The sequence below is a fragment of the Pandoraea sp. CB10b_02 genome (assembly GCF_002216225.1).
GTDB classification, from domain to species: Bacteria; Pseudomonadota; Gammaproteobacteria; order Burkholderiales; family Burkholderiaceae; genus Pandoraea; species Pandoraea nosoerga.
Genome location: NZ_NJGW02000007.1, coordinates 144,957 through 168,317, shown reverse-complemented (window position 1 = coordinate 168,317; position 23,361 = coordinate 144,957). Strand labels below are relative to the sequence as shown.

Sequence of the window (23,361 nt, the reverse complement as noted above, 5' to 3'; positions counted from 1 at the left end):
TGTGCTGGCAAATGCGTCACGCGGGCTGGCGGGCGTTGCTCGCCCCGGCCGCCTCGCCGGCCACCGAGAACTTGCTTTCGGGCTGCATGCGGAAGGCGAGAACCACGCCCACGGCCATGAGCACCATGCTGCCCACGAACGGCAGTTCCCAGTTGCCCGTCCGGTCGATCAGATAGCCGGAGAGCACGGGCGAGATGATGGCCGCGAGCGCCGAGCCGGTGTTCATCATGCCGCTGGCCGTGCCCGAGTATTCCGGCGCGATGTCCATCGGGATCGCCCACATCGGCCCGATCGTCATTTCGGCGAAGAAGAAGCCGAACGCGAGGCAGGCCATCGACACGTACAGGTGGTGCGTGAACATCATCGGCACGAGCGAGACCAGCGTGAGCAGCATGCACACCGACACCATCCAGCTGCGTGCGCGCTTCAGACTGCCCGTGCGCTCATAGAGCTTGTCCGTCACGACGCCGCCGAGCGTATCGCCGACCACGCCCGCGAAGAACACGCTCGATGCGAACAGCGCCGACTTCTTCAGGTCGAGGTCGTAGCTATGCAGGAAGTACTGCGGAATCCATGACAGGAACAACCACAGCGTCCAGCCGTAGCAGAAGTACACGATCGTCACCGGCACCATGCGCTTGAAGAGCGGGCCCCACGGCACCGAGGCACTCTTGGCCTTGAGCGCGGGCAGCACGGCGAGCTCTTCGGTCGTGATGCGCGGATGATCCTGCGGACGTTCGGTAAACGTGAAGCCCCACAGCACTACCCACAGAAGGCTCACGATCCCGCACAGGTAAAACGACTCGCGCCAGCCGTGCGTGGCCATGATGAACACAACCACGGCCGGCGCCACGGCGTTGCCGATGCGCGAGGCGGCGTGCGTGATGCCCTGGGCGAAGCCGCGCTTTTCCTTGGCGACCCAGCGCGACATCGCCGACGTGGCCGCGGGGAACGTGGCGCCCTCGCCAAGCCCGAGCAGCAGGCGCGCGAGCAGCAGCGTGACGAGGCCGCCGGCCATGCCCGTGAGGATGGTGGCCACGGCCCACAGTCCGCCGCACACGAGCAGCGTGCGCTTCGCGCCGAAGCGGTCGCTCACCCAGCCGCCGATGATCTGGAAGACGAGATAGGGATAGGCAAATGCGGAGAAGACCAGACCGATTTCGGTCTTGCTGAGATTGAATTCCTTGCCGAAGCCGGCGGCAGCGGTACTGACGTTGACGCGATCGAGGTAGGTGATGAAATACATGACGCATAACATCACCAGCACGACCCTTGTCGCTCGGAAAAGCTTCATTGCACGTCTCCTGAAACATCCTGTGAAGCGCGTCCGCCCGATGCGGATCGCGCACGAGGTGTTGCTGCGGCCCGGACCCTTCTCTCACGAGGCCCGTGACCGCATCGTTCGCAAACAAAGCAAAGCGTTCACTGCAAGGGCGCCGCCTGCGGCGCTCGGCGCCCCTCGTCTCCTGGTATCGGGGACTACGGCACGTCAGGCGGCGGCCTTGAGCGCGGGCGTGTCCTGCGCCTTCGCCAGATAGTCCATCGCCGCCACCACGCCGGAGCCGGCAAGGTTCACGCCCGAGAGCTGCAGGCCCATTTCGCAGCCGGCGAGCGTGGCCATGAGCGTGAGGTCGTTGCAGTCGCCGAGGTGGCCGATGCGGAACATCGTCCCGCGGATCTTGCCAAGCGCCTGGCCGAGCGACATGTCGAAGCGCTCGTAGATGCGCTTGCGCACGGCGTCCGCGTCCACGCCCTGCGGCATGACCACACCGGTGAGCACCGGGCTGTAGACGGCAGGGTCCTGGCACTGGATCTCGAGCCCCCACGCGCGCACGGCGCGGCGCGTCGCTTCGGCCAGACGCTGGTGACGGGCAAACACGTTGTCCAGCCCCTCCTCCAGAATCATGTCGAGCGCTTCGGACAGCCCATAGAGCAGGTTGGTGTTCGGCGTGTACGGCCAGTAGCCGTTCTTGTTCGCTTCGATGATTTCCTGCCAGCCCCAGAACGCGCGCGGCAGCTTCGCGTGGCGGCTCGCTTCGAGCGCCTTGGCCGAGACCGCGTTGAAGCTGATGCCCGGCGGCAGCATCAGGCCCTTCTGCGAGCCCGAGACGGTGACGTCGACGCCCCACTCGTCGTGGCGATAGTCGGCCGAGCCCAGCCCGGAGATCGTGTCGACGAGCAGCAGCGCCGGGTGGCCCGCGGCGTCGATGGCCCGGCGCACGGCGGCAATGTCCGAAGTCACGCCGGTCGACGTTTCGTTATGGACCACGCAAACGGCCTTGATGCCGTGCCCGGTGTCGGCGCGCAGGCGCGCTTCGATCATGTCGGGCTGCACGCCGCGGCGCCAGCCTTCGGTGCCCGGCAGGCCGATGAACTCGGCCCTCAGGCCGAGGTTTTCGGCCATCTTCTTCCACAGCGTGGCGAAGTGCCCTGTCTCGAACATCAGCACATGATCGCCCGGCGAGAGCGTGTTCGAGAGCGCCGCCTCCCATGCGCCCGTGCCCGAGGCCGGATAGATCACCACCGGTTGTTCAGTCTTGAAAATCTTCTTGATGTCGGTGAGTACCTTCCGGCCGAGCGCGCCGAACTCCGGGCCGCGGTGGTCGATGGTCGGGTAGCTCATGGCGCGCAGAATACGGTCGGGCACCGGGCTCGGCCCCGGAATCTGCAGGAAGTGGCGGCCCGAGGGGTGGAAATCGAGCTTCAGCATGAACGTCTCTCTCCTGTGAAAAATCCGCTTTTGAATTTTGCATTCAAAATACTTTAGCAGACGCAAGGATCTTCGCAAGGGCGGAGAAGCGCTTTTAATACAGGCGTTTACCCTAGCGATATGGCGACCTCAGCCGGTACGGTACAATCGCGGCCATGAAGGTTTGATGGTTTTGAATGCAAAAAAATGGAAAACGCGTCGACGATTGCCGCTCCCGAGATTCCGCGTGTGGAACGTCTGCACCTGCACGACACGGTGGTGGAGCATTTGCGCAAGCTCATCATCGAAGGGGTTCTGTCGCCCGGGGTGAAACTCAACGAGCGCGAGCTTTGCGAAACGCTGGGCATCTCGCGCACGCCGCTGCGCGAGGCGTTCAAGGTGCTGGCGGCCGAAGGCCTCATCGAGATCGCGCCGAACCGCGGCGCGAGCGTGGCACGTATGACAGAGAAGGAAATCCGCGAGATGTTCGAGCTCATGAGCGCTCTCGAAGCCTTCTCGGGCGAACTCGCGGCCGAGCGCATGACCGCCGTCGAACTGGCCGAGATCAAGGCGCTGCATTACGCCATGCTCGCCTGCCGGGCGCAGCAGGACTTGCCGGGTTACTACGCCCGCAATCAGGCCATCCACGATCGCATCAACGAAGCGGCGCGCAACGGCGCGCTGCGTCAGACTTACGTGTCGATCAATCGCCGCCTCATGGCACTGCGCTTTCGTTCGAACTTCCACACGGACAAGTGGGACCGCGCCATTGCCGAGCACGAGCAGATGATCGATGCACTGGAAAAGCATGACGGCAAGCGGCTCGGCGAGATTCTGCGCAAGCACTTGCTGGCCAAGCGCGACGCCGTGCTGCAGATCCACGCCGAGCCGCCGGGCGACGCGCCGGGCAACTGACTCGCCTGTCCGGCGAATCGGCGGCAATGCAAACAAAAGGGCGAGGCGCCGATCGGCGCCTCGCCCTTTTGATTCATCCCACGAAATGATCGACGAGATGGCCGGGATGGATGGGAATGAATCGGCGGCCCCCCCCGCCCCTCGGTCACAACCGGCGTTCGGCGGCCTCCAGTGCGCGGCGCGCCAGCACTGCCGGCGATTCGAGCACCTCGCCCGCCAGGCGCGCGACCAGCGCGGCGACATTGCGGCCATACTGCTTGCCGGCGATCACGTCTGCCGGGTCGAGTGCATAGGCGGCGTCGCCGTCCGCTCCCTGCCCTACGACCGCCGGAAAGTCGCTCGGATGGCGGCTGCTGGCCGACTTGCGCGGCACGGCTTCGTGCTCGTCGGCGTCGGCCCACACCATGCCGTGAACACTGGCGAGCGCGGCGAAGTACTCGAGGGTGTCGCGCTTGTCGTCGCCGGAACGGCAACTGAACGCGAAACCGCCCGCGACCTTGTTGCGCCAGTGTCCGGCGCGCCACATGCCGAGGGTGGCGTCGGCAAAGGCCTTGAAGGGTGCGGCGATACCGCCCTGAAATGCCGGCGCGCCGAAGATGATCGCGTCGGCGTTGGCCAGACGCGCGAGCGTGGCTTCGTCGTGCCACTGCCCGTCGATGAGCTGATGCGGCTCGATGCTGATCAATTGCGCATGCGCGCCTGCGTCGTTCACGCCCTGAGCGACCGAGTGGGCAATCATGGCGGTTGCGCCGCCCTGCGAGTAATAAACGATTGCAATATTGGACATGGCGTAGTGCTTCCCTATTGGATGTCCGCCCCATGGCACCGCCGGGATCGCGCTTCCCTTCGCTTCCGCTGGCTGTCTGGACATCAGTCAAGGCCAAATGATGCCAGTGATAACCCCTAGGGAATAGCCCGCATAAATGGACATGACTGTTCCGTCAAAGATAACAATCGGACCGCTACGCCACGCTGTCGGGTCGTCGACACGACGCTGAGCGGAAAATGGACCCACGCGGAGCACGGTCCCCGCGCCGCGTGTCCGGCGACGATGTCGGCGCATTCGCCCCCCTTTTCGCGCGAGAGTCCGCCCCGCTACCAGACGGCCGATGCAGCCTCATCGGCGTGCCGGCGCGCCCAATCGCTCCGACAGCCGGTCGGCGAGCTCCCGAATCTGCCGGCCGATGCGCTGCCCGGTGGCCGCGTCGACCTCGTTCGTCAGGAAGCTGACGGCAAGGCCTGCCACGGCGCGCTCGCCACTCGCGTCGAAGACCGGCGCACCAAAACAGGTCATGCCTTCGCGCATTTGGCCGTTGTCGATCGAATACCCCTCGCGGCGCACCTGCGCCATTTCCTCGGCCAATGCCGAAAAACTTCCCACGCTCGCTCGCGTGAGCGGCTCGGGCCAGGCGCGGACGAGCAGATCGGCGGCCTCGTCGGGCGGCAGCGTCGAGAGCATCGCCTTGCCCGTGGCCGTGTAGGGCGCAGGCAGCCGCATGCCGATGCGAAAGGTCACGCCAAGCGGGCGATCGCCGTTGTGGCAGGCCAGATAAATCACGTGCGCGCCGTCAAGGACGGACAGCGTCACCGTCTCCTCGGCAAACGCGCGCGAGGCCTCCCACACCGCCCGGAACTCCTCGGTGATGTTCGTCTGCGACAGGAACGCGTTGGCCCATCCCATCACATACGAGCCCATCGTCATGCCGCCATTGGGGTGACGCTTGACGAGCCGCAGCTTGACCAGCGTGTCGCACAGCCCATGCAGCGTGCTCTTCGGCACGCCCGTCTCGCGCGCCAGATCGGCCAGCGTCACAGGCTCCGCAGACGCGGCGATCACGTCGAGGACCTGCACGGCGCGCACCACGGCAGGCGCCGTGGTTTTGAGCGGCCGCGCCTCGCCTGTCGCGGGGAAGGCGTGCACGGGAACATCGAGTTTGCGCTTGGGCATGGTCAGTGTGGGTTGCCGAGAACGCCGGTTGCATGCGAAACGTTCCCTGCGTAGAATGAAATTCAATACATAGAATATCGTTCAATAGGTAGAACAGCAAGCCCCGAGACAGGGACATTGCCGTCTTCCTCCCGTCCACCGCCATTACGACAAGCCGGCGAGTCCGGCCCACTGCCATGCAACTCAAAGACACCACGCTTCTCAAGACCCTTGCCTGGGTCGACGGCCAATGGATCGCCGCCGACAGCGGCAAGGCGTTCGACGTCCTCGATCCCGCCACGGGCGAGGTGCTCGCCCGGGTGCCCGAGCTCGGCGCGCAGGAAACCACGCGCGCGATTCTCGCTGCCGAAGCCGCCCAAAAGCCCTGGGCCGCCCGCACGGGCAAGGAGCGCGCCGCCGTACTGCGTCGCTGGTTCGACCTGGTGGTCACGAACACCGACGACCTCGCGTATCTCATGACGCGCGAGCAGGGCAAGCCGCTGGCCGAAGCGCGTGGCGAGATCGCCTACGCCGCGAGCTTCATCGAGTGGTTTGCGGAAGAGGCCAAGCGCGTGGACGGCGACGTGCTGGCAACGCCCGCGGCGGACAAGCGCCTCGTCACGATCAGGCAGCCGGTCGGCGTGTGTGCCGCGATCACGCCGTGGAACTTCCCCGCCGCGATGATCACGCGCAAGGTCGCGCCGGCGCTCGCCGCGGGCTGCGCCATCGTCGTCAAACCGTCGGAGCTCACACCGCTGTCAGCCTTCGCACTCGCGGAACTGGCCCATCGCGCCGGCATTCCGGGCGGCGTGTTCCAGGTAGTGACGGGCGACGCGCGCGCCGTGGGCGGTGTGCTCACGTCGCACCCGAGCGTGCGCAAGCTGTCGTTTACGGGCTCGACGGGGGTGGGTCGTCTGCTCATGGCGCAATGCGCGCCCACGGTCAAGCGCATGTCGCTGGAGCTCGGCGGCAATGCGCCGTTCATCGTGTTCGACGATGCGGATCTCGACGCGGCGGTCGAAGGCGCGCTCGCCGCGAAGTACCGCAACGGCGGGCAAACGTGCGTGTGCGCGAATCGCTTCTACATCCAGGAGAGCGTCTACGACGCGTTCGCCGAGAAGTTCGCGAAGCGAGTGGCCGCGATGAAGGTCGGCAACGGTCTGGAGGACGGCGTGGTGATCGGCCCGCTGATCGAGCCGAAGGCCGTGGACAAGGTGGTCGCACTCGTCGAAGACGCGAAGTCGCATGGCGGCCGCGTGCTCGTGGGCGGCGCGGCGCATGCGCTGGGCGGCACGTACTACGCGCCGACGGTGATTGCCGACGCCACTTCGCAGATGCGCGTGGCGCGCGAGGAAATCTTCGGCCCGGTGGCGCCGCTGTTCCGCTTTTCGCGGGACGCCGACGCGGTGGCGCTCGCCAACGATACGGAATTCGGACTGGCCGCGTATCTGTACACGCGCGACATCGCACGCGCCTGGCGCACGGCCGAGGCGCTCGAATACGGCATGGTCGGCCTGAACACCGGCCTGATCTCGAACGAGGTCGCGCCGTTTGGCGGTATCAAGCAGTCGGGCGTGGGCCGCGAAGGTTCTCGCTACGGCATCGAGGAATACCTCGAGCTGAAGTATCTTTGCCTGCAGATGTGATGCGGCACGCGGCGCGCGCCCGCCGGGGCGCGAACCGCGCGAGAATGGCGATGTTTCGAGAGTGCCTGAACAAAGGAAGACGATCATGAATCCGTTTCGTTTCCAGACGGTCCCGACCGTCGTCGTGGAATTTGGCGCCGCCCGCCGGCTTGGCGCGCTGCTTCGCGAGCAGTATCCGACCAGCAGGCGTCTGTGCGTGGTAACGGACGGCTTCCTGCACAAGAGCGGTCTGCTCGCGCCTGCCCTGGCCGATCTGGCCCGGCATGACTGGCAGGTCTCGGTAATCGACGACGTGATCGCCGACCCGCCCGAGCACGTGGTGCTGGCAGCGGCCGAGCGCGCTCGCGCCGCCGACGCGCAGATCGTGCTCGGGCTGGGGGGCGGCTCGTCGATGGACGTCGCGAAACTGCTCGCCGTGCTGCTGCCGGGCACGCAGTCGATCGGGGACATGTATGGCGTCAAGAAGGTAACGGGGACGCGCCTGCCTCTGGTGCAGATGCCGACGACGGCCGGCACGGGCTCCGAAGTGACCGCGGTGTCGATCGTGACGACAGGCGAGACGACGAAAATGGGCGTGGTCGCGCCGCAACTCTTTGCGGACCTCGCGATTCTCGACGCGGAGCTCACGCTGGGTCTGCCGCGCGCCGCGACCGCGGCAACGGGCATCGACGCGATGGTGCATGCCATCGAGGCCTACACGAGCGCGCACCTGAAGAATCCGGTCTCGGACATGCTCGCCATGAAGGCGCTGGAACTGCTCTCGCGAAACCTGCTGCCGGCGTGCAACGACGGCCGCCATCGCGAAGCCCGCGAAGCGATGCTGCTCGGTGCGATGTTCGCGGGTCAATCGTTCGCGAACGCCCCCGTGGCTGCCGTTCACGCCCTCGCCTATCCGATCGGCGGCATCTTTCACGTCGCGCACGGCCTGTCGAACGCCCTCGTGCTCTGCCACGTCATGCGCTTCAACGCGCCCGCCGCGAGCGAGCGCTACGCCGAACTCGCCGACGTGGTGCTGCCAACGAAGATTACCGGCAGCGACGAAGCGAAAACGGACGCGCTCATCCGGCATATCGAAGCGATGATCGTCGACACCGCCATTCCCCGTACATTGCGCGAAGTCGGCATAACGCAGGACGACATCGCCCGCCTGGCGTCGGACGCCATGCGCCAGACCCGACTGCTCGTCAACAATCCCCGCGAGCTCACGCAAGCCGACGCTTTCGCCATCTACAGCGCCGCACTCTGACGGCGCTCTGCTGGCCGGGCTGCGCGACGATGCCGCCCGCTCCTTACCGCGACGAAAGCGGCAAGCCTCGCAGGGTCTCGACGATGGTGTCGGCCAACGCTCCCGGCGCCACCGCACTGACGTCGGACTCCGTCTGCAACGGTGTTGACTGGCAACGCGGCGTGAGGCGCAAATACGGCGGTTCGGCCTTCGCGAACAGCGTCACGCTCGGTGTCGACGTGGTGTGGGCCACGTGCATGAGGCCGCCGTCGGCCCCCACGAAAAGCACCGCATTGGCAATCACGCGCTTCGCGTCGCGCAGCGTCAACTGGCCCGTGAACGACGTCAGTTGCAGATGGACGAACTTCGCCTCCATCAACGCCTTCGCCGCTTCAACGCCATTGCCCGAGCCCAGCAGGACGACGCCAGTCGGCATGCCGGGCTCGCAGGCCACGTCATAGGCCTGCAGGCACTCGCGCCAATGCGCATAGGTGCGGCGCGGCTCCACCCCGCCCATGCCGAGCACGATGAACGGCCCTTGCGGCAACTGCCGCGCAATCGCCTCGGGCAGATCCGACTCCTCGCGAAGATACGGCTTGGCCCGCGCGAACAGTTCGTCGGGCGCCAGACCGAGCGAGAAAACGTCGTTGACCGCCGCCAGGCTGAACTGGGTCTGGTTGCGATCTGGCCCGTGGAAGAATCGGAACAGGCATGCGAACGGCAGCGTCGGGAAAAACCTGCGCTTGAGCCGCAGCGTCGGATAGTTGAATTCCTGCAGCACGATCACGTCGTAATCGGCCGCATCGATGCTCGCCGGATCGTCGAACACCTGACGGAAGATGTCGTCGCCCTCGAACACGGCCTTCAGGCTCGGCGCGATCAGCAGGTCCACCGGCCCCGGGCGCTCTCGCAACAGCGCACGACCCGACATATCCATGACGGCGTCGCCCACCGACGCCTTGCCGCCATAGATCCACAAAACCCGCGCGTCCGGCGCGACATGGCGCACCTCGCGCCTGGCCTGCCCGCTCACGGCGAGCCGCAAACGACGATGCAGATACTTCTTCGCAACGGTGAGCGACGACGTGCGCTGCAGGAATACGTCCGGCTCGTGGTACACCCATGCATACGGAATGCGGGTGCTCGGTTCGGTAAGGGCGCCCAGTCGGCGGGCAATGAAACGCTGCAGTGCCATGGTGGAATCGGTACGGGTCGGCCGCCGCCCCGGCACGCGCCGGGCGGCAAACGCCGGAAGAACGGGAGTATGCCATGGCTGGATGCCCGTGCCGCAACCGGCACGGCCGCCGGCGGGGCAGCCCCTGCGGCACCCTGCCGGCGTGGCGTCAGATCACCTGAAAACGGTGCGTGCCGTCGCGGCGAAGCTGTTCGACCAGACCGAACTCCCAGTCGAGATACGCCTGCATGGCCTCGGCCGCATTGTCCGTGCCCTCGTATGGCCGGCGATAGCGATCGTCGCGCGCGCTGGCCAGACGCGTCTCGCCCGACTCGAGCGGCAGCCCCGCGTTGATCCAGGCCTGCGTGCCGCCCTCGAGCACGACGATCTCGGCATCGGTCAGCGCTCGCAGATCGTTCGCGGCGAAGCGCGCGAGCAGACTCGAGCCGCAGGTGAGCACGTAGCGCTGAGCCGGTCCCACCTTGCGCAGCGCCTCGGCAAGGCGCGCGCGAATCACGAACCACGCCCCGGGAATATGACGTTTGACGTAATTCACGCCCGACGTGAAGTCGAGCACCGCGATCTGCCCGGGCAACGCCTCTTCCAGCCAACGCGCCAGCAGTGCGGGCGCGACCGTGGCCACCTCGGGCGCGCTTGGCGTGTGCAGCGGCCATCCACCCTGCGCGCTGCGCGCTTCGGCACCATGCGGCTCGACCACGTACACGGTCCACCCCATTTGCGCCAGCCAGGACCCGGTCATGTCGGCGCGCACGCCGTCGTCGTCGGCCAGCACGATCCACGCGCCCCGCACCGGCGCCTGATGATCCGTCTCCTGCACGAGCTGGCCGCCCGGCGCACTCGCGAAGTCTGGCAGATGCCCCGCGGCATACTCCTCGGGCGTGCGCACGTCGAAGCGGTACACGGTGCGTCCCGGCACGCCAAGCGAGGGCACATCCTCCAGCGCAATACGTCTGACGCCGGCCCGGTCGGCCACGGCGCGCGCGCCCTCGCGCGCGACGGCCAGCGTGGCCTCGCGCACGGTCGCGGGGTGACGCCGGTCGGCGCCGCGCTCGAGCGTCTGGCCCGCCAGCGTCCAGCCGATGGTGCCGTTGCGCAGCGCCGCCACCGGGTTCGGCAAGCCGGCATTGACGAGCGATTGCGTGCCGATGATGCTGCGCGTGCGTCCCGCGCAGTTGACGATCACACGCGTGGCCGGGTCCGGCGCGAGTTCGCGCACGCGCAGCACCAGTTCGGCGCCGGGTACGCTCGTCGAGCCGGGAATGTTCATGGTCTGGTATTCGTCGAAGCGGCGCGCGTCCACGACGACGACGTCCGCCTCGGCGTCGAGCAGCGCCTTGACCTCCTGCGCCGAGAGCGACGGCGTATGGCGCAGTCCCTCCACCCACTCGCCGAACGCCTTGCTCGGTACGTTCACGTCGCGAAACACTTCACCGCCCGCGGCAATCCAGCCGCCCAGGCCGCCCGCGAGTCGATTGACGTCGGTATAGCCAAGCTTGCGCAACGCGGCGGCCGCGCGCGGCGCGAGGTCTTCGCCGCCGTACTCTCCATAGAGGACAATGCGCGTATCGCGGCGCGGAATGCGCGCCCACGCCTCGATCTCCACTCGCGAGAGCGGCAGGTTTGCCGCCCACAGCGGATGCGACTGCGCATACGGGTCTTCCTCGCGCACGTCGAGCAGCGCGATCTCCTCACCGGCGAGCAATGCGGCGCGCACGTCGTGATAGGTCAGCTCGGGAAGGGTCACCCCGGAAAAGTTCGTCTCGGCATGCCGGACGTCGTCGGCCGTCTGCGACGGCACATCGTTCGAATGAGAAGACACGGTGGTTCCTTGAATTCGAAACTTCGAAAGTTCGCAAAGTCGTGCGCAAGCGGATCGGCCATGCACCGAGGGCCGCGCGCGAAGGGCCATTGTGGCAGAAGCGGCCGGCGCACGCGCAGTGCCTCATGGTGCGCCGCGGCAAGCCGCATGCGGGCTCAGGCACGCTGCGCCGCACACCCCCACGGGTTGGGCAGATGGGCATTGGCATAGCCGGAGACGAAGCCGTGGCGCTCGCCGGTCTCGGAGTACACGCTGCGATGGACGGCCCCGATGTTCGCGCCGTACACGTGAATGCTCACGGACACGCGATCGTCGAACGCGTTGCTCACACGGTGAATGTCACCCAAGCGAGGCGAAAGCACCTCCACATCGCCCGGCGCGAGCCGCACCGGCTCGCCGGCGACCACCGGAACACCGCCGGCATCGAGCACGTAAGGCTGGGAGTCCTCCGCGCCGCGCAACATGCCGATCAGCCCCCACACGGTGTGATCGTGTATCGGTGTGCGCTGTCCCGGCCCCCACACGAAGCTCACGATACAAAAGCGCTGCGCCGAGTCGCAATGCAGCAGATATTGCTGGTAATGCTCGGGATGGGCCTGTGCGAAGGGCGCCGGCAGCCAGTCGTCGCGCGCGACGAGCTGGGCAAGCAGTCCCGCGCCTTCTTCGAGCAGCGTGCTCTCGTGCGGACGGCGCTCCAGCAGCCGCGAAAACGCGGCGACGAAGGTGCGCAACGGATCGAGCGCATCGTAATCGCGCCTGGACAGATCATGCCGGGCCGTGGCGGATGCCACGTCGCACGGTGCTGCAGTGATGCCAACGGTCATACGGATTCCTGAAAAGCAGCGAGCGCGCGCCGGCCGGCCGCGCCCAGAATGGTGTCGTTCTGCGGCGTGTGGATGCGGCTGCACAGCACGTCGCGATGGTGGCGCTCGAGCGGATTGTGGCGCGACAGGCCGTGATTGCCGGAGAGCTGCAACGCCAGTTCGAGCGCGCGAATGGCATTGCCCGTGACGGTGAACTTGAGCGCGCCGCTGGCGATGTCGTCATCGGGCTGGCCCGCATCGGCTGCGGCGGCAGCGGCGTCGAGCAGGCGCTGATTGACGTGCAGCAGCGTGGCGATCTCGCCCACCGTCTCCTGCACGCGCGCCACGCTCGCCAGTGGCGCGCCGAGATTGCCGGGCACCCGTGTGTTGAGAAACGCGACGAGCCAATCGAGGCCGGCGCGCGCCACGGCGTCATAAAGCGTGCCGAGCAGCACGCTCATCCACGCCTGTTGCTCGATGTGCGCATCGTTGTCGCGCTGGCCGGTGCCGGCGGGCGCCCACTCGTGCAGCGGGCGGATGTCCACGGCATTGCCGAACGGCAGGTCGATGTCCTCGAGAATCACTTCGTGACTGCCCGACGCACGCAGCCCCAGATGGTCCCAGTTCGGCACGACGCGAATGCCGGGGCGATCCGGTCTTTCGCGCGAACCGTCCGGCCGCGGCACCAGGAACACGCCGACGCGCGGCTCCGGCTCGTCGGTGCGCGCCCACACGGACAGCCAGCGCAGCGCCGGAATGCCCGTGCAGTAGAGCTTGCGCCCGGACAGTCGCCAGCCCGACGCCGTGCGCCGCGCCACGGTCGACGGCAAGCCGCCGCGCGCGGGGGTGCCCAGCTCGGGCTCCACGCGCAGGGCATTGATGAGCGCTCCGTCGCGCACGGCGCTCTCGAACACCTCGCGCCGCTGCGCCTCGGGCCAGCGGGTGCCCTCGCGCGCGAGCGAGCGGTGCTGCAGGTACGTCATCGTGAGCACGAGGGCCGTTGCCGACTCGCCGGCCGCCACGGCCGCGACGATACGCCGCGCAGTCGCCAGCCCGGCCCCGCCGCCACCGAACGCTCGCGGCACCACTTCGGCGATCAGGCCGTGGCGATGCAGCAACGCGAAATTCTCGAACGGGAAGCGCGCGTCGCGATCGAGCGCCGCCGCGCCTTCGGCGAGCGCTCGAGTGATGGGCGCGAGCAAGGCGTCGAGCGGGTTGAGCGGGTCGGGAGGACACATGATCGGGAATAAGCAAATACGCGCCAGGCGCAATGCGCCGGATTTCGCAACGTTCATAGCGTAAGGTGCGGCGCGCGTTCGCCCAACCATCCATATCGAATAATCTTTGCGAAAATGATTATTTAACGGCCGAAGATTGTTTGCGTAGGCTCACTCCCGTTCACCGTCTGTTCCGATCGATGGGCGTGTAGCGCAAACCGACCCACGTCGCCGTGCACGCGTCCCTTATCCCACATCAAGGAGAGCGTTCATGAGCGTCGAGATCATCGGCATGATCCAGAGCAGCAAGCAGTCCGAAATACATCCGCAGAAAGGTCCGGTCGTCGACCGCGACTACGTTCGCAATTTCGCCCGCGCTCACGAGCAGTCCGGTTTCGACCGCATTCTCGTGCCGCACCACTCCACGAGCCCGTCGGCCACGCTCACGATCGCCTATGCGTCGACCGTGACCGAGAACATCCACTTCATGCTCGCCCACCGTCCCGGCTTCGTCGCGCCGACGCTGGCCGCGCGCCAGATCGCCACGCTCGATCAATTCAGCGGCGGGCGTCTGGGCGTGCACTTCATCTCTGGCGGCTCCGACGCCGAACAGGCACGCGACGGCGATTTTCTCTCGCACGACGAGCGCTACGCGCGCACCGACGAATACCTCGGCATCCTGCGTCGCATCTGGACCGAGGACGAGCCGTTCGATCACGACGGCAAGTACTACCGATTCAAGCAGGGCTTCTCGGAGGTCAAGCCGGTGCAGCAGCCGCACGTGCCGATCTTCTTCGGCGGCGCGTCGCAAGCCGCGCTCGAAGTCGCGGGCAAGCATGCCGATATCTACGCGCTGTGGGGTGAGTCACTCGACCAGGTGCGCGAACTCACGACGCGCGTGCGCGCCGCGGCCGCCGTGCACGGCCGCGCGCCGCGCTTCTCGGTGTCGTTCCGCCCGATCCTCGCCGAGACCGAGGAAAAGGCCTGGGCGCGCGCCGACCAGATCCTCGCGCAGGCGAAGGCCATTCGCGAAGCCGCCGGGCTGCCGCAAGGCTCGGCCCTGCAGAGCGAAGGCGCGCGCCGCCTGCTCGCCGCCGCCGACAAGGGCGCGCGTCTGGACAAGGTGCTGTGGACGGAGATCGCCAAGCTCATCGGCGGACGATCGAACTCGACGGCGCTCGTCGGCACGCCCGAACAGGTTGCCGACGCCCTGCTCGACTACTACGACCTCGGCGTGAGCACGTTCCTCATCCGCGGCTTCGATCCGCTGGGCGACGCGATCGACTACGGTCGCGAGCTGATCCCGCGCGTGCGTGCGCTGGTCGCCGAGCGCGATCGCCAGAACGCCGCGGCGCGCCGCGCCGCATAAGTCCCGGCCCCTTCGCTTCCCAGGAGAATCCGACATGGCCGCCGTACTGCCCATCGACACGCAAACGCCCACCGCGAGCGCCCCGAGCGCGCCGCATCCGACGCGCACCACGCCGAGCGGGCTCGTGCTCAACGCCGCGCCGCAGCAACGCTTCTGGTTCGACCCGCCGCCGGTGCGCACCGACGTGATCGCCGAGCGCCGCCACCGCCAGACGCGTCTGGCCGCCGCCTTTCGCATCTTCGCGCGCCACGGCTTCGACCTCGGTCTGGCCGGACACATCACCGCACGCGACCCCGAGCTGACCGATCACTTCTGGGTCAATCCGCTTGGCGTGCACTTCTCGCGCATCAAGGTCTCCGACCTGCTGCTCGTGAACAGCAAGGGCGAGACGGTCGTGGGCGACAGGCCGCTCAACAAGGCCGCCTTCGCGATTCACGCGGCGATCCACGAAGCGCATCCGCATCTCGTGGCCGCGGCGCACACGCATTCGACCTACGGCAAGGCGTGGTCCACGCTGGGCCGCACGCTTGATCCGCTCACGCAGGACTCGTGCGGTTTCTTCGAGGATCACGCGCTGTTCGACGACTTCACCGGCATGGTGGTCGACGACAGCGAAGGCCAGCGTATCGCGAACGCGCTGCGCAAGCCCGACGGCAGCGGCACCGTGAAGGGCGCGATCCTGAAGAACCACGGCATTCTCACCGCGGGTCCGACCGTGGAAGCGGCCGCGTGGTGGTACATCGCGCTGGAGAACGCCGCGCACACGCAGTTGCTCGCCGAAGCCGCCGGCAAGCCGCAACCCATCGACGAGACCACCGCGCGCCACACGCACAGCCAGGTCGGCGGGCCCGAGGGCGCGTTGTACTCGTTCGAGAGTCTGTACGAAGGGCTCGTCGAGGCCGAGCCCGATCTGCTCGACTGAACGGCCGTCCCACCATCATCAAAAATCCAGGGGAGTCGTACCCATGAAGTTCCGCCACACCGCCAAGTCGTCCCACATCGCGCCGGGCAGCACGAGCGCGCAGGACATTCACACCGGGCGCCGCAAGGCGCTGCGCGCGGGTGCCGCCGCCGCCCTCGCCGCGCCCGCGTTGCTGCTGGGCCGACGCGCCTGGTCGCAACCGCGCAAGCTCACTTTCGCGTGGAATCAGAACTCGTTCTGCCTCACGCCGATCGTGGCCGCGCAGGAGCGTGGGTTCTTCGAGAAGAACGGTCTGCAGGTCGATCTGATCAACTACAGCGGCTCGACCGATCAGTTGCTCGAGTCGATCGCCACGGGCAAGGCCGACGCCGCCGTGGGCATGATCCACCGCTGGCTCAAGCCGCTCGAAGCCGGCTTCGACGTGAAGATCATCGGCAGCTCGCACGGCGGCTGCGTGCGCCTGCTTGGCGCGAAGGCCGCCGGCGTGAGCACGCTCGCGTCGCTCAAGGGCAAGACCATCGGCGTGTCGGACCTCGCCGCGCCCGGCAAGCACTTCTTCCAGATCCTGCTCTCCAAGCATGGCATCGACGCCGATCGCGACGTCACGTGGCGCCAGTACCCGGCCGACCTGCTCGGCGTCGCCGTCGACAAGGGCGAGATTCAGGCCATCGCCGACGGCGACCCGAACCTGTACCTGCTGGAAAAACGCACCAACGGCGCCTACGTGGAGCTGGCGACGAACCTTACCGGCGAGTACGCGCGCAAGGTGTGCTGCGTGATCGGCGCGCGCGGCGAACTGGTACGCAACGACCGGGCGGCGGCCAGCGCGCTCGCACGCTCGATCGTGCAGGCGACCGACTTCGTCAACGAGAACCCGAACGAGGCGGCGAAGATCTTCGCCAAGTACTCGCCGAAGATCAGCCCGGAGGATCTGCGCAAGCTCTACGCGACCCTCACCTACACCCATCATCCGACCGGCGTGGACCTGCGCGACGAGATCGCATTCTTCGCCGACGATTTCCGCCGCATCGGCGTGCTCAAGAAAACGACCGATCCGCAGAAACTGGCGCAACACGTCTACGCCAACGTCCTGGGATAAAACGACCATGAGTGCCATTCTCGACAACGCTGCGCTGCGCGGGGCTTCGCCCGCCGCGGCGCTGGAACTCGCCGAACAGATCGACGGCGCGACGCTGCGCACGGGCGCGGCCGCGGCGGCGCCGCGCCTGGACGAGACCGACATCGACCAGCTATTCGCCGCACCGGGCACCGCACCCCTATGGGGCGTGGGCTTCGCCGCCGCGCTGGCGTGGGCCGCGCTCGGTGCGCTCACGCTGCGCTGGCCCAACAAGGTCGTCGGCTTCTCGGACTGGGCCTTTACCGACGAGTTAGGCGCCGTGGCGCTGGTCGTCGCCGCGGCACTCGCCGTTGTGTCGGTTGCCGCACGCGCCACGCCGCCGCTGCTGCGCGCGCGCGAAGCGCTCACCGGGGCGGGTCCGTGGCTCGTCGCCATCGCGCTGGGGCTGGCCGCCTGGGAGATTCTCACGGCCAAGACCGGCACGCTGCCCACGCCGTTTTTCGCCCCGCCGCAGGCGCTCATCGAGGTCTACACCGACGACTGGCGGCGGCTTGGCGACAGCGCCGTCAACACGCTCAGGCTGCTCGGCATCGGCTTCGGACTCGGCGCCATCGCGGGCTTTCTGATCGGGGTGTCGATCGGCTGGTCGCGCGCCATCGGCTACTGGGTGCATCCGGTGCTGCGCGTGCTCGGGCCGGTGCCGGCCACCGCGCTGCTGCCGCTCACGTTCTACTTCTTCCCGTCGAGCTACTCGGCCGCCGCGTTTCTGATCGCCCTGTCGACGGCATTCCCGGTGGCGGTGCTCACGTGGTCGGGCGTCGCCGGCGTGAACAAGAGCTACTACGACGTAGCGCGCACGCTTGGCGCGTCCGATGCGTTTCTCGTGTTTCGCGTCGCGATCCCCGCGGCGTTGCCCAACGTCTTCGTCGGCCTGTTCATGGGCCTGGGCGCGTCGTTCTCGGTGCTCGTCACGGCCGAGATGATGGGGGTGAAGTCGGGCCTGGGCTGGTACCTCACGTGGGCGCAAGGCTGGGCTTCCTACGTGAACATGTACGCCGCGCTGATCGTCATGGCCCTGCTCTTTTCGGGCGTCATCACCCTGCTCTTCACCGTTCGCGATCGCGCGCTCGCCTGGCAGAAAGGAACCGTGAAATGGTAAGTCCCGCTACGTCCAAGGTTTCGCGCGAAGCCGCCACGCCGCACGCGGTGGCGCCCGGCGGCGAAGGGTACGTCGATGGGTACGTCGATGCCGGACGCGTCAGTGTCGGCGCCCTCGCCAGCGCCAGCGACAGCGGCGCACGGATCGACATTCGCGGGGTGAGCCACTGGTTCGGCACGCGCCAATCGCCCCTGCAAGTGCTCGACGGCGTGGACCTGAGCGTCGCGCCCGGCGAATTCGTCGCACTGCTCGGTCCCAGCGGCTGCGGCAAGTCCACGCTGCTGCGCCTCGTGGCCGGTCTCGAGACGGCCACGCGCGGCACGATCACCCAGGACGGCGCCGCCATCACGCGTCCCGACCCGTCGCGCATCGTGGTGTTTCAGGACCCGACGCTATACCCGTGGCGCCGCGTGCGCGAGAACGTGGCGCTAGGCCTCCAGGCGCGCGGCGTGCTCGCGAAGGAGCGTCAGCGCGTGGACGCCGCGCTCGCGCGCGTCGGGCTGTCCGAATTCGCCGACGCCTTCGCGCATCAGCTCTCCGGGGGCATGGCGCAGCGCGTGGCGCTTGCGCGAGCCCTCGTCAACGATCCGCGCCTGCTGGTGCTCGACGAGCCGCTAGGCAAGCTCGACTCGCTCACCCGCATGGCCATGCAAAGCGAGCTGGTCGAGCTGTGGCAGCGCGCCGGCTTCTCCGCGCTGCTCGTCACGCACGACGTCGAGGAGGCACTGTTCCTCGCACAGCGCGTGATCGTGTTCAGCCCGCGGCCGGCGCGCATCGTCGCGCAATTGCGCGTCGATCTGCCGTATCCGCGCCATCGCGGCGATGCGCGCATTACCGAACTGCGCCACGAGGCGCTGCGACATCTGGGGCTCGATGCAAGCTGGTGAGCGTATGGCGTGCGTCGCGGCAGGCACACGGTCCACGCGGGATCCATCGAGGCGTGCCATGTCACCGGGTTCGTCCTGGGAGCGGACGCGATGACATTGCCTCCGACGCATGGGTGGCTCAACGCCTTGCTGCACACCCTGCAATCGATTCAGGCGCTCGGACTCGACGCGCTTTACGCACTCGGACTCACCGACGCCTCCCACGGTGCGCCCGCGTGGCCGTGGAGCGTTCGCATCGCGGGAGAAAATCTCGTCATCGACGTCGCCTTGGCCCGGCAGTTCGCATGGATGCTCGCCGCGCTCGTGTTCGCGCTCGTCTGCCTGGTGCTCGCACTTGCGTGGCGACGCGCCCGGCGCTGGCTGCTGGGCGCAGGCCTGCTTGCGCTCGTGATCGCACCATGGCCGTCGCCTTCGCTGTGGCTGGGCACGGCGGTGCCGACGAGCTTTCACACCAGTCCGACAGGCTTCACGGTGCAGAGCATCGCGCGCGGGGAGCGCGTGTATGCGGCGAACTGCGTGGCCTGCCACGGCGTCGACGGGCGCGGCGAGGGGCCGCTGGCCGCCACGCTGCGCCGCTGGCCGCCGACCATGGCCAGTGCGCTGCTCAGCCGGCGCGCCGACGGGGAGCTCTTCTGGCACGTGTTGTACGGCATGCGCGATGCGCAGGGCGTGACCATGCCAGGCTTCGCGGGGCGCCTGAGCGATCGCGAAATCTGGTCCGCGCTCGACTACATGCGAGTGCTGTCCGCGTCGGCGGGCATGGCGGCGGGCGTCAGTTGGCCCGTGCCGCTGGCGCTGCCGTCGCTCGTCGTCAAATGCGGCAACGCGCCGGCGCGCGAGCTCGCCGACTGGCGCGGCCGTCAACGCGTGCGGATCGTGGCCGTGGACGCCGCGCATCCGCCGCCATTCGAAGATCCGCGCTTCCTCACGCTGCTGTTGCGGCAGGACCCCACGGCGACGGTCACCGCCGTGGCCGACGCGAACCGCACCGTGTCAGCGCCACGTTTGCTGCGCGTGAAAGCCACCGCGAACGGGGCGCGCGCCGCCAACGTCACCCGCCTGCTCGGCGAGCGCGCCGATTGCGTGGCCGATGCACCGCAAGCATGGACCGTCTTCGCGCAGATCGCCGGGCAACCGCCCTCGGCGCTGGCGGGCACCGAGTGGCTGGCCGATCGCGACGGATGGCTGCGCGCGCTGGCGCCGGCAGGACGCCGCGGCTGGGCCAGCGGCGGCCTGATGTGCACCACGACGACGGCCCCGCCATCCGACGCGGCGGGCGGCGACGCGCCGCAAGCACGCCGCGCCGATCCCCTCACCGCCACGCTGCGCCAGATGGACAACGACCCCGTGCGTTTCGTGAAGGGTGGTTTCGTCCATTGAACGCCCGTTTCCTCGACCTTTCCCTGGCTTTCTCACCGATTTTTTCCGACTCCGACAGGCTCTCTCATGACGATTTCCCGACGCCGCTTCCTTCAGTACGTCACGACTTGCGGCGCAACCGGTGCGCTGAGCGCACTCGCCGCGCCCGGACTCGCGCTGGCCCAATCCGGGCGGCCGGTGCTCAGGGCCGGCGACCAGAAGGGCGGCCTGCGTGCGCTGCTCGAAGCGGCCGACGCGCTGCGGCAACTGCCCTACGACATCCAGTGGACCGAGTTCCCGGCCGCCGCGCCGCTGGCCGAAGCGCTCAACGCCGGAGCGGTCGATTGCGGACCGATCGGCGACGCGCCGGTGATCTTCGCGCTGTCGGCCGGCGCGGCGATCAAGATCATCGGGGCGAACCGCTCGGACGCATACGGGACGGCCGTCATCGTGCGGCCTGACGCCACGCTGCGCACCGCCGCCGACCTCAAGGGCAAGAACGTGGGCACGACGCGCGGCTCCATCGGCCATTTCGTGACGCTCAAGGCCATCACGGCCGCAGGTCTCGCGCCGGCTGAGGTGAATTTCCGCTTTCTGCCCCCGGCCGACACGATCACCGCGCTGGCGAGCGGGTCGGTCGATGCGTGGGCCACATGGGAGCCGTACACCGCCGTGGCGCAGACGACGGGACGCGGCCGCGTGCTCGTCAATGGCCGCGGGCTATGGTCCGGGCTGAGCTATCTGGCGGCCACCGACGCGGCCGTTGCCGCCAAGGCGGAGATCCTGCGCGACTTTCTCGCGCGCGTCGTGCGGGCGCAGGCGTGGTCGTACCAGCACGTGGATGCATTTTCCGCGGCCATGGCGCGCATCATCGGCATTCCACCGGAGGCGGCCAAGCTGCAGTTTTCGCGACGCGCGACGAAGTGGTGCAACATCGACGATGCCCTCGTGGCCGAGCAGCAACGCACCGCCGACTTCTATTCGCATGTGGGGTTGCTGCGCCAGCCGCTCGACGTCAAGCCCACGTTCGACCGGCGATTTCCTATCGGGGTCTGACGCGACGCGCCGCCCTCCGGCGGCGTTTCAGCGGCGCTCGCGGCACCATTTCCGATGCCGACCATGCGCAGGCAGGCGCCGGCGTTCGCCGCCATGCCTCGTCTCGCACACGTCGGCGAGCTGAAGGCGAGCGCCATCGTGTGGTAGCGTGGCGCCTTTGCCCACGCGGCACGTCCGCCGCCCCCGCCCACCATGCTCGATTTCGACGCCGACGCCCTGATGCGTCTCGTGACCACGCCCATGCCGTTCGGCAAGCACAAGGGCACGCTCATCGCCGATCTGCCCGGCAACTATCTGAGCTGGTTCGCGCGCGAGGGCTTTCCCCCGGGCGACATCGGCCGCCTGCTTGCGCTCATGCACGAGATCGACCACAACGCCTTGGGTGATCTGCTGCGACCGCTGCGCGCACGGGCGCAGGCCGCGCCTCGAAAATGACCCGCGACGGGCCGCGATCCGTCGATCCGCGCCGCCCGCCATCCAACGCGCCCCGTCAGCCGGTGCAGAGCATTGGCGGCAGACGGCGACGCACCCACTGCGTCTGCTGCTCGTGGGCGTGTGCCAGTTGGAGGACCGCAAAGTCCGCCTGCGCGGGGCCGATGATCTGCAGCCCCATCGGCAAGCCTCGCGCGTCGAAGCCGACCGGCACGCTGATCGCCGGCAAGCCGGCCAGCGTCGGGCCGATCACGACTTCCATCCAGCGGTGATAAGTGTCCATCGGCCTGCCGGCCACCGACGCCGGCCAATGCGTCTGCGCGTCGAACGGGAAGACCTGCGCCGCGGGCATGAGCAGAAAGTCGTAACGCTCGAAGAGCCGCGCCAGCGCGCGATACCATTCGCTGCGGTCGATCGACGCGCGGAACACGTCGGAAGCGCTCAGCGCCTCGCCGCCGGCCACTTCCCATTGGGCTTCGGGCTTGAGCCTGTCGCGCCGTGCCGGATCGGCATACATGTCGCCGAGCGAGCCGTTCACGAGCCAGTGGCGCAGGGTAAGCCACGTGCGCCAGAGCCGGTCCGGCGCGAAGTCGGGCCGGCACGGCTCGACCTCGCAGCCCATCGCCGTGAAATCGTGCAGCGCCGCCTCGCACAATGCCATCACGCCGTCTTCCATCGGCAAATGGCCGCCGTAGTCGCCGAGCCAGCCGAGCCGCAGACCCTTCACCTCGCGCGGCAAGGCGTTCGCGAAATCCGAGCCGCCCTGCGAAATCGAGAGCGGGCTGCGCGCGTCATAGCCCGCCTGCGTGGCGAGCAGTTGCGCGACGTCGGCAACCGTGCGGCCCATCGGCCCCTCGGTGCTCAGTTGCTGCACGAAGATTTCCGGGGCCGGACCATACGGCACGCGCCCCTGCGACGGCCGCAGACCGTACACGTTACCGAACGCCGCCGGGTTGCGCAGCGAGCCCATCATGTCGCTGCCGTCGGCCACCGGCAACAGGCGCAACGCCAATGCGCTACCCGCACCGCCGCTGCTCCCGCCGGCGCAGCGCGTGGTGTCGTAGGCGTTGCGCGTGATGCCGAAGACAGGGTTGTAGCTGTGCGAGCCCAGACCGAACTCGAACACGTTCGTCTTGCCGACGAACACCGCGCCGGCCGCGCGAATGCGCCCGACGCTGATGCTGTCGTGCGTGTCGGCCGCCGCGCAGGTGAGCGGCGAGCCCTTGCGGGTGGGCAAGCCCGCACACGACGCGAGGTCCTTCACCGCATGCGGCATGCCGTGCATCCAGCCCAGGTATTGCCCGCTTGCGAGCTGACGGTCGCGCTCGTCGGCTTCGGCGAGCAGCACGTCGGTGTCGCGCAGCGACACGATCGCATTGACGGCGGGGTTGTATCGCGCAATATGCGCGAGATAGGCCTGCATGACCTCGCGGCACGACACGCGGCGCGTGCGAATCGCCTCGGACAGCGCAAGGGCGTCGAGCGCGACGATGTCGTCGAGCGAGTTCGGCAACGCGTGCGCGGCGTTGGCGGCGGGCGATGGGCAGGCCGCGCTCGATTGCGCGGCCGGGGACGGCGCGACGGCCATGTGTCTCTCTCCTTGGCGGGGGCGCCGCGCGTGGGCGACGCCGTTGTCTGACGCCATTGTCGGTCAAACCCGCCG

General features: G+C 68.0%; 20 protein-coding genes. 11 read left to right on the top strand and 9 right to left on the bottom strand.

Translation table 11 applies throughout. The features are described from left to right. Positions 1-16 precede the first annotated feature (16 nt). Both CDN36_RS09880 and CDN36_RS09875 read right to left on the bottom strand, forming a co-directional pair. Entirely contained in the window at positions 17-1,294 is a 1,278-nt protein-coding gene (locus CDN36_RS09880; protein ID WP_150555318.1) for an MFS transporter, read from the bottom strand. 195 nt (positions 1,295-1,489) lie between these two features. Beyond that, on the bottom strand, positions 1,490-2,710 hold the full coding sequence (locus CDN36_RS09875) for a pyridoxal-phosphate-dependent aminotransferase family protein (protein ID WP_287496633.1): 1,221 nt from the start codon (positions 2,708-2,710) through the stop codon (positions 1,490-1,492). Positions 2,711-2,896: 186 nt separating this feature from the next. On the opposite strand from CDN36_RS09875, the gene CDN36_RS09870 reads away from it, so the two are divergent. Beyond that, the gene (locus tag CDN36_RS09870; RefSeq protein WP_150555320.1) at positions 2,897-3,604 is read left to right on the top strand and encodes a GntR family transcriptional regulator; all 708 of its coding nucleotides are present in this window, start codon (positions 2,897-2,899) and stop codon (positions 3,602-3,604) included. Positions 3,605-3,749: 145 nt separating this feature from the next. Here the strand turns inward: CDN36_RS09870 and CDN36_RS09865 are convergent, their stop codons facing one another. Next, entirely contained in the window at positions 3,750-4,391 is a 642-nt protein-coding gene (locus CDN36_RS09865; protein ID WP_174966341.1) for a flavodoxin family protein, read from the bottom strand. 330 nt (positions 4,392-4,721) lie between these two features. After that, positions 4,722-5,552 (bottom strand): IclR family transcriptional regulator, encoded by an 831-nt coding sequence (locus tag CDN36_RS09860; protein WP_287496632.1) that lies wholly within the window; start codon positions 5,550-5,552, stop codon positions 4,722-4,724. A 176-nt stretch (positions 5,553-5,728) separates the two neighbouring features. Here CDN36_RS09860 and CDN36_RS09855 point away from each other — a divergent pair, with 176 nt between their 5' ends. Both CDN36_RS09855 and CDN36_RS09850 read left to right on the top strand, forming a co-directional pair. After that, the gene (locus tag CDN36_RS09855; RefSeq protein WP_287496631.1) at positions 5,729-7,177 is read left to right on the top strand and encodes an NAD-dependent succinate-semialdehyde dehydrogenase; all 1,449 of its coding nucleotides are present in this window, start codon (positions 5,729-5,731) and stop codon (positions 7,175-7,177) included. An 85-nt stretch (positions 7,178-7,262) separates the two neighbouring features. Then, positions 7,263-8,423 carry an iron-containing alcohol dehydrogenase gene (locus tag CDN36_RS09850; protein ID WP_150555324.1) on the top strand — a complete coding sequence of 387 codons (1,161 nt, stop codon included), beginning with the start codon at positions 7,263-7,265 and terminating at the stop codon, positions 8,421-8,423. A 43-nt stretch (positions 8,424-8,466) separates the two neighbouring features. On the opposite strand, the gene CDN36_RS09845 is transcribed toward CDN36_RS09850, so the two are convergent. The 4 genes from CDN36_RS09845 to CDN36_RS09830 form a co-directional block, all read right to left on the bottom strand. Then, the gene (locus tag CDN36_RS09845) at positions 8,467-9,597 is read right to left on the bottom strand and encodes a glycosyltransferase family 9 protein (RefSeq protein ID WP_150555325.1); all 1,131 of its coding nucleotides are present in this window, start codon (positions 9,595-9,597) and stop codon (positions 8,467-8,469) included. Positions 9,598-9,745: 148 nt separating this feature from the next. After that, positions 9,746-11,341, bottom strand: coding sequence for a rhodanese homology domain-containing protein (locus CDN36_RS09840; RefSeq protein ID WP_287496668.1), 1,596 nt, complete (start codon positions 11,339-11,341; stop codon positions 9,746-9,748). Between the two features lie 230 nt (positions 11,342-11,571). Beyond that, positions 11,572-12,240 (bottom strand): cysteine dioxygenase family protein, encoded by a 669-nt coding sequence (locus tag CDN36_RS09835; protein ID WP_150555327.1) that lies wholly within the window; start codon positions 12,238-12,240, stop codon positions 11,572-11,574. Further along, positions 12,237-13,457: an acyl-CoA dehydrogenase family protein gene (locus tag CDN36_RS09830; RefSeq protein WP_150555357.1), complete on the bottom strand. Its 1,221-nt coding sequence runs from the start codon at positions 13,455-13,457 to the stop codon at positions 12,237-12,239. The genes CDN36_RS09835 and CDN36_RS09830 overlap by 4 nt, the downstream gene beginning before the upstream one ends. Positions 13,458-13,707: 250 nt before the next feature. Here CDN36_RS09830 and CDN36_RS09825 point away from each other — a divergent pair, with 250 nt between their 5' ends. The 8 genes from CDN36_RS09825 (at position 13,708) to CDN36_RS09790 (ending at position 21,701) form a co-directional block, all read left to right on the top strand. Then, the gene (locus tag CDN36_RS09825) at positions 13,708-14,805 is read left to right on the top strand and encodes an LLM class flavin-dependent oxidoreductase (RefSeq protein ID WP_150555328.1); all 1,098 of its coding nucleotides are present in this window, start codon (positions 13,708-13,710) and stop codon (positions 14,803-14,805) included. A gap of 34 nt (positions 14,806-14,839) precedes the next feature. Further along, entirely contained in the window at positions 14,840-15,727 is an 888-nt protein-coding gene (locus tag CDN36_RS09820) for a class II aldolase/adducin family protein (RefSeq protein WP_287496630.1), read from the top strand. 43 nt (positions 15,728-15,770) lie between these two features. Beyond that, positions 15,771-16,826 (top strand): ABC transporter substrate-binding protein, encoded by a 1,056-nt coding sequence (locus CDN36_RS09815; protein ID WP_370750015.1) that lies wholly within the window; start codon positions 15,771-15,773, stop codon positions 16,824-16,826. Positions 16,827-16,833: 7 nt separating this feature from the next. Then, complete coding sequence (locus CDN36_RS09810; protein WP_287496629.1) at positions 16,834-17,964, top strand: ABC transporter permease; 1,131 nt, start codon at positions 16,834-16,836, stop codon at positions 17,962-17,964. Then, the gene (locus CDN36_RS09805) at positions 17,958-18,851 is read left to right on the top strand and encodes an ABC transporter ATP-binding protein (RefSeq protein WP_287496628.1); all 894 of its coding nucleotides are present in this window, start codon (positions 17,958-17,960) and stop codon (positions 18,849-18,851) included. The genes CDN36_RS09810 and CDN36_RS09805 overlap by 7 nt, the downstream gene beginning before the upstream one ends. 90 nt (positions 18,852-18,941) lie before the next feature. Next, complete coding sequence (locus tag CDN36_RS09800) at positions 18,942-20,231, top strand: c-type cytochrome (protein WP_287496627.1); 1,290 nt, start codon at positions 18,942-18,944, stop codon at positions 20,229-20,231. 66 nt (positions 20,232-20,297) lie between these two features. After that, entirely contained in the window at positions 20,298-21,266 is a 969-nt protein-coding gene (locus CDN36_RS09795; protein ID WP_287496626.1) for an ABC transporter substrate-binding protein, read from the top strand. Positions 21,267-21,458: 192 nt separating this feature from the next. Then, on the top strand, positions 21,459-21,701 hold the full coding sequence (locus CDN36_RS09790) for a DUF3820 family protein (RefSeq protein ID WP_150555333.1): 243 nt from the start codon (positions 21,459-21,461) through the stop codon (positions 21,699-21,701). 55 nt (positions 21,702-21,756) lie between these two features. Here CDN36_RS09790 and CDN36_RS09785 read toward each other — a convergent pair whose 3' ends face one another. After that, on the bottom strand, positions 21,757-23,286 hold the full coding sequence (locus CDN36_RS09785) for an amidase (protein WP_287496625.1): 1,530 nt from the start codon (positions 23,284-23,286) through the stop codon (positions 21,757-21,759). Between the last annotated feature and the right edge of the window lie 75 nt (positions 23,287-23,361).

Bases quoted from the DNA above. Each gene is read 5' to 3' on its own strand.
- CDN36_RS09790 (WP_150555333.1), top strand. From the start codon at position 21,459: ATGCTCGATTTCGACGCCGACGCCCTGATGCGTCTCGTGACCACGCCC.
- CDN36_RS09865 (WP_174966341.1), bottom strand. From the start codon at position 4,391: ATGTCCAATATTGCAATCGTTTATTACTCGCAGGGCGGCGCAACCGCC.
- CDN36_RS09800 (WP_287496627.1), top strand. From the start codon at position 18,942: ATGACATTGCCTCCGACGCATGGGTGGCTCAACGCCTTGCTGCACACC.
- CDN36_RS09855 (WP_287496631.1), top strand. From the start codon at position 5,729: ATGCAACTCAAAGACACCACGCTTCTCAAGACCCTTGCCTGGGTCGAC.
- CDN36_RS09785 (WP_287496625.1), bottom strand. From the start codon at position 23,286: ATGGCCGTCGCGCCGTCCCCGGCCGCGCAATCGAGCGCGGCCTGCCCA.
- CDN36_RS09820 (WP_287496630.1), top strand. From the start codon at position 14,840: ATGGCCGCCGTACTGCCCATCGACACGCAAACGCCCACCGCGAGCGCC.
- CDN36_RS09795 (WP_287496626.1), top strand. From the start codon at position 20,298: ATGACGATTTCCCGACGCCGCTTCCTTCAGTACGTCACGACTTGCGGC.
- CDN36_RS09875 (WP_287496633.1), bottom strand. From the start codon at position 2,710: ATGCTGAAGCTCGATTTCCACCCCTCGGGCCGCCACTTCCTGCAGATT.
- CDN36_RS09805 (WP_287496628.1), top strand. From the start codon at position 17,958: ATGGTAAGTCCCGCTACGTCCAAGGTTTCGCGCGAAGCCGCCACGCCG.
- CDN36_RS09825 (WP_150555328.1), top strand. From the start codon at position 13,708: ATGAGCGTCGAGATCATCGGCATGATCCAGAGCAGCAAGCAGTCCGAA.
- CDN36_RS09860 (WP_287496632.1), bottom strand. From the start codon at position 5,552: ATGCCCAAGCGCAAACTCGATGTTCCCGTGCACGCCTTCCCCGCGACA.
- CDN36_RS09815 (WP_370750015.1), top strand. From the start codon at position 15,771: ATGAAGTTCCGCCACACCGCCAAGTCGTCCCACATCGCGCCGGGCAGC.
- CDN36_RS09880 (WP_150555318.1), bottom strand. From the start codon at position 1,294: ATGAAGCTTTTCCGAGCGACAAGGGTCGTGCTGGTGATGTTATGCGTC.
- CDN36_RS09870 (WP_150555320.1), top strand. From the start codon at position 2,897: ATGGAAAACGCGTCGACGATTGCCGCTCCCGAGATTCCGCGTGTGGAA.
- CDN36_RS09845 (WP_150555325.1), bottom strand. From the start codon at position 9,597: ATGGCACTGCAGCGTTTCATTGCCCGCCGACTGGGCGCCCTTACCGAA.
- CDN36_RS09830 (WP_150555357.1), bottom strand. From the start codon at position 13,457: ATGTGTCCTCCCGACCCGCTCAACCCGCTCGACGCCTTGCTCGCGCCC.
- CDN36_RS09850 (WP_150555324.1), top strand. From the start codon at position 7,263: ATGAATCCGTTTCGTTTCCAGACGGTCCCGACCGTCGTCGTGGAATTT.
- CDN36_RS09810 (WP_287496629.1), top strand. From the start codon at position 16,834: ATGAGTGCCATTCTCGACAACGCTGCGCTGCGCGGGGCTTCGCCCGCC.
- CDN36_RS09835 (WP_150555327.1), bottom strand. From the start codon at position 12,240: ATGACCGTTGGCATCACTGCAGCACCGTGCGACGTGGCATCCGCCACG.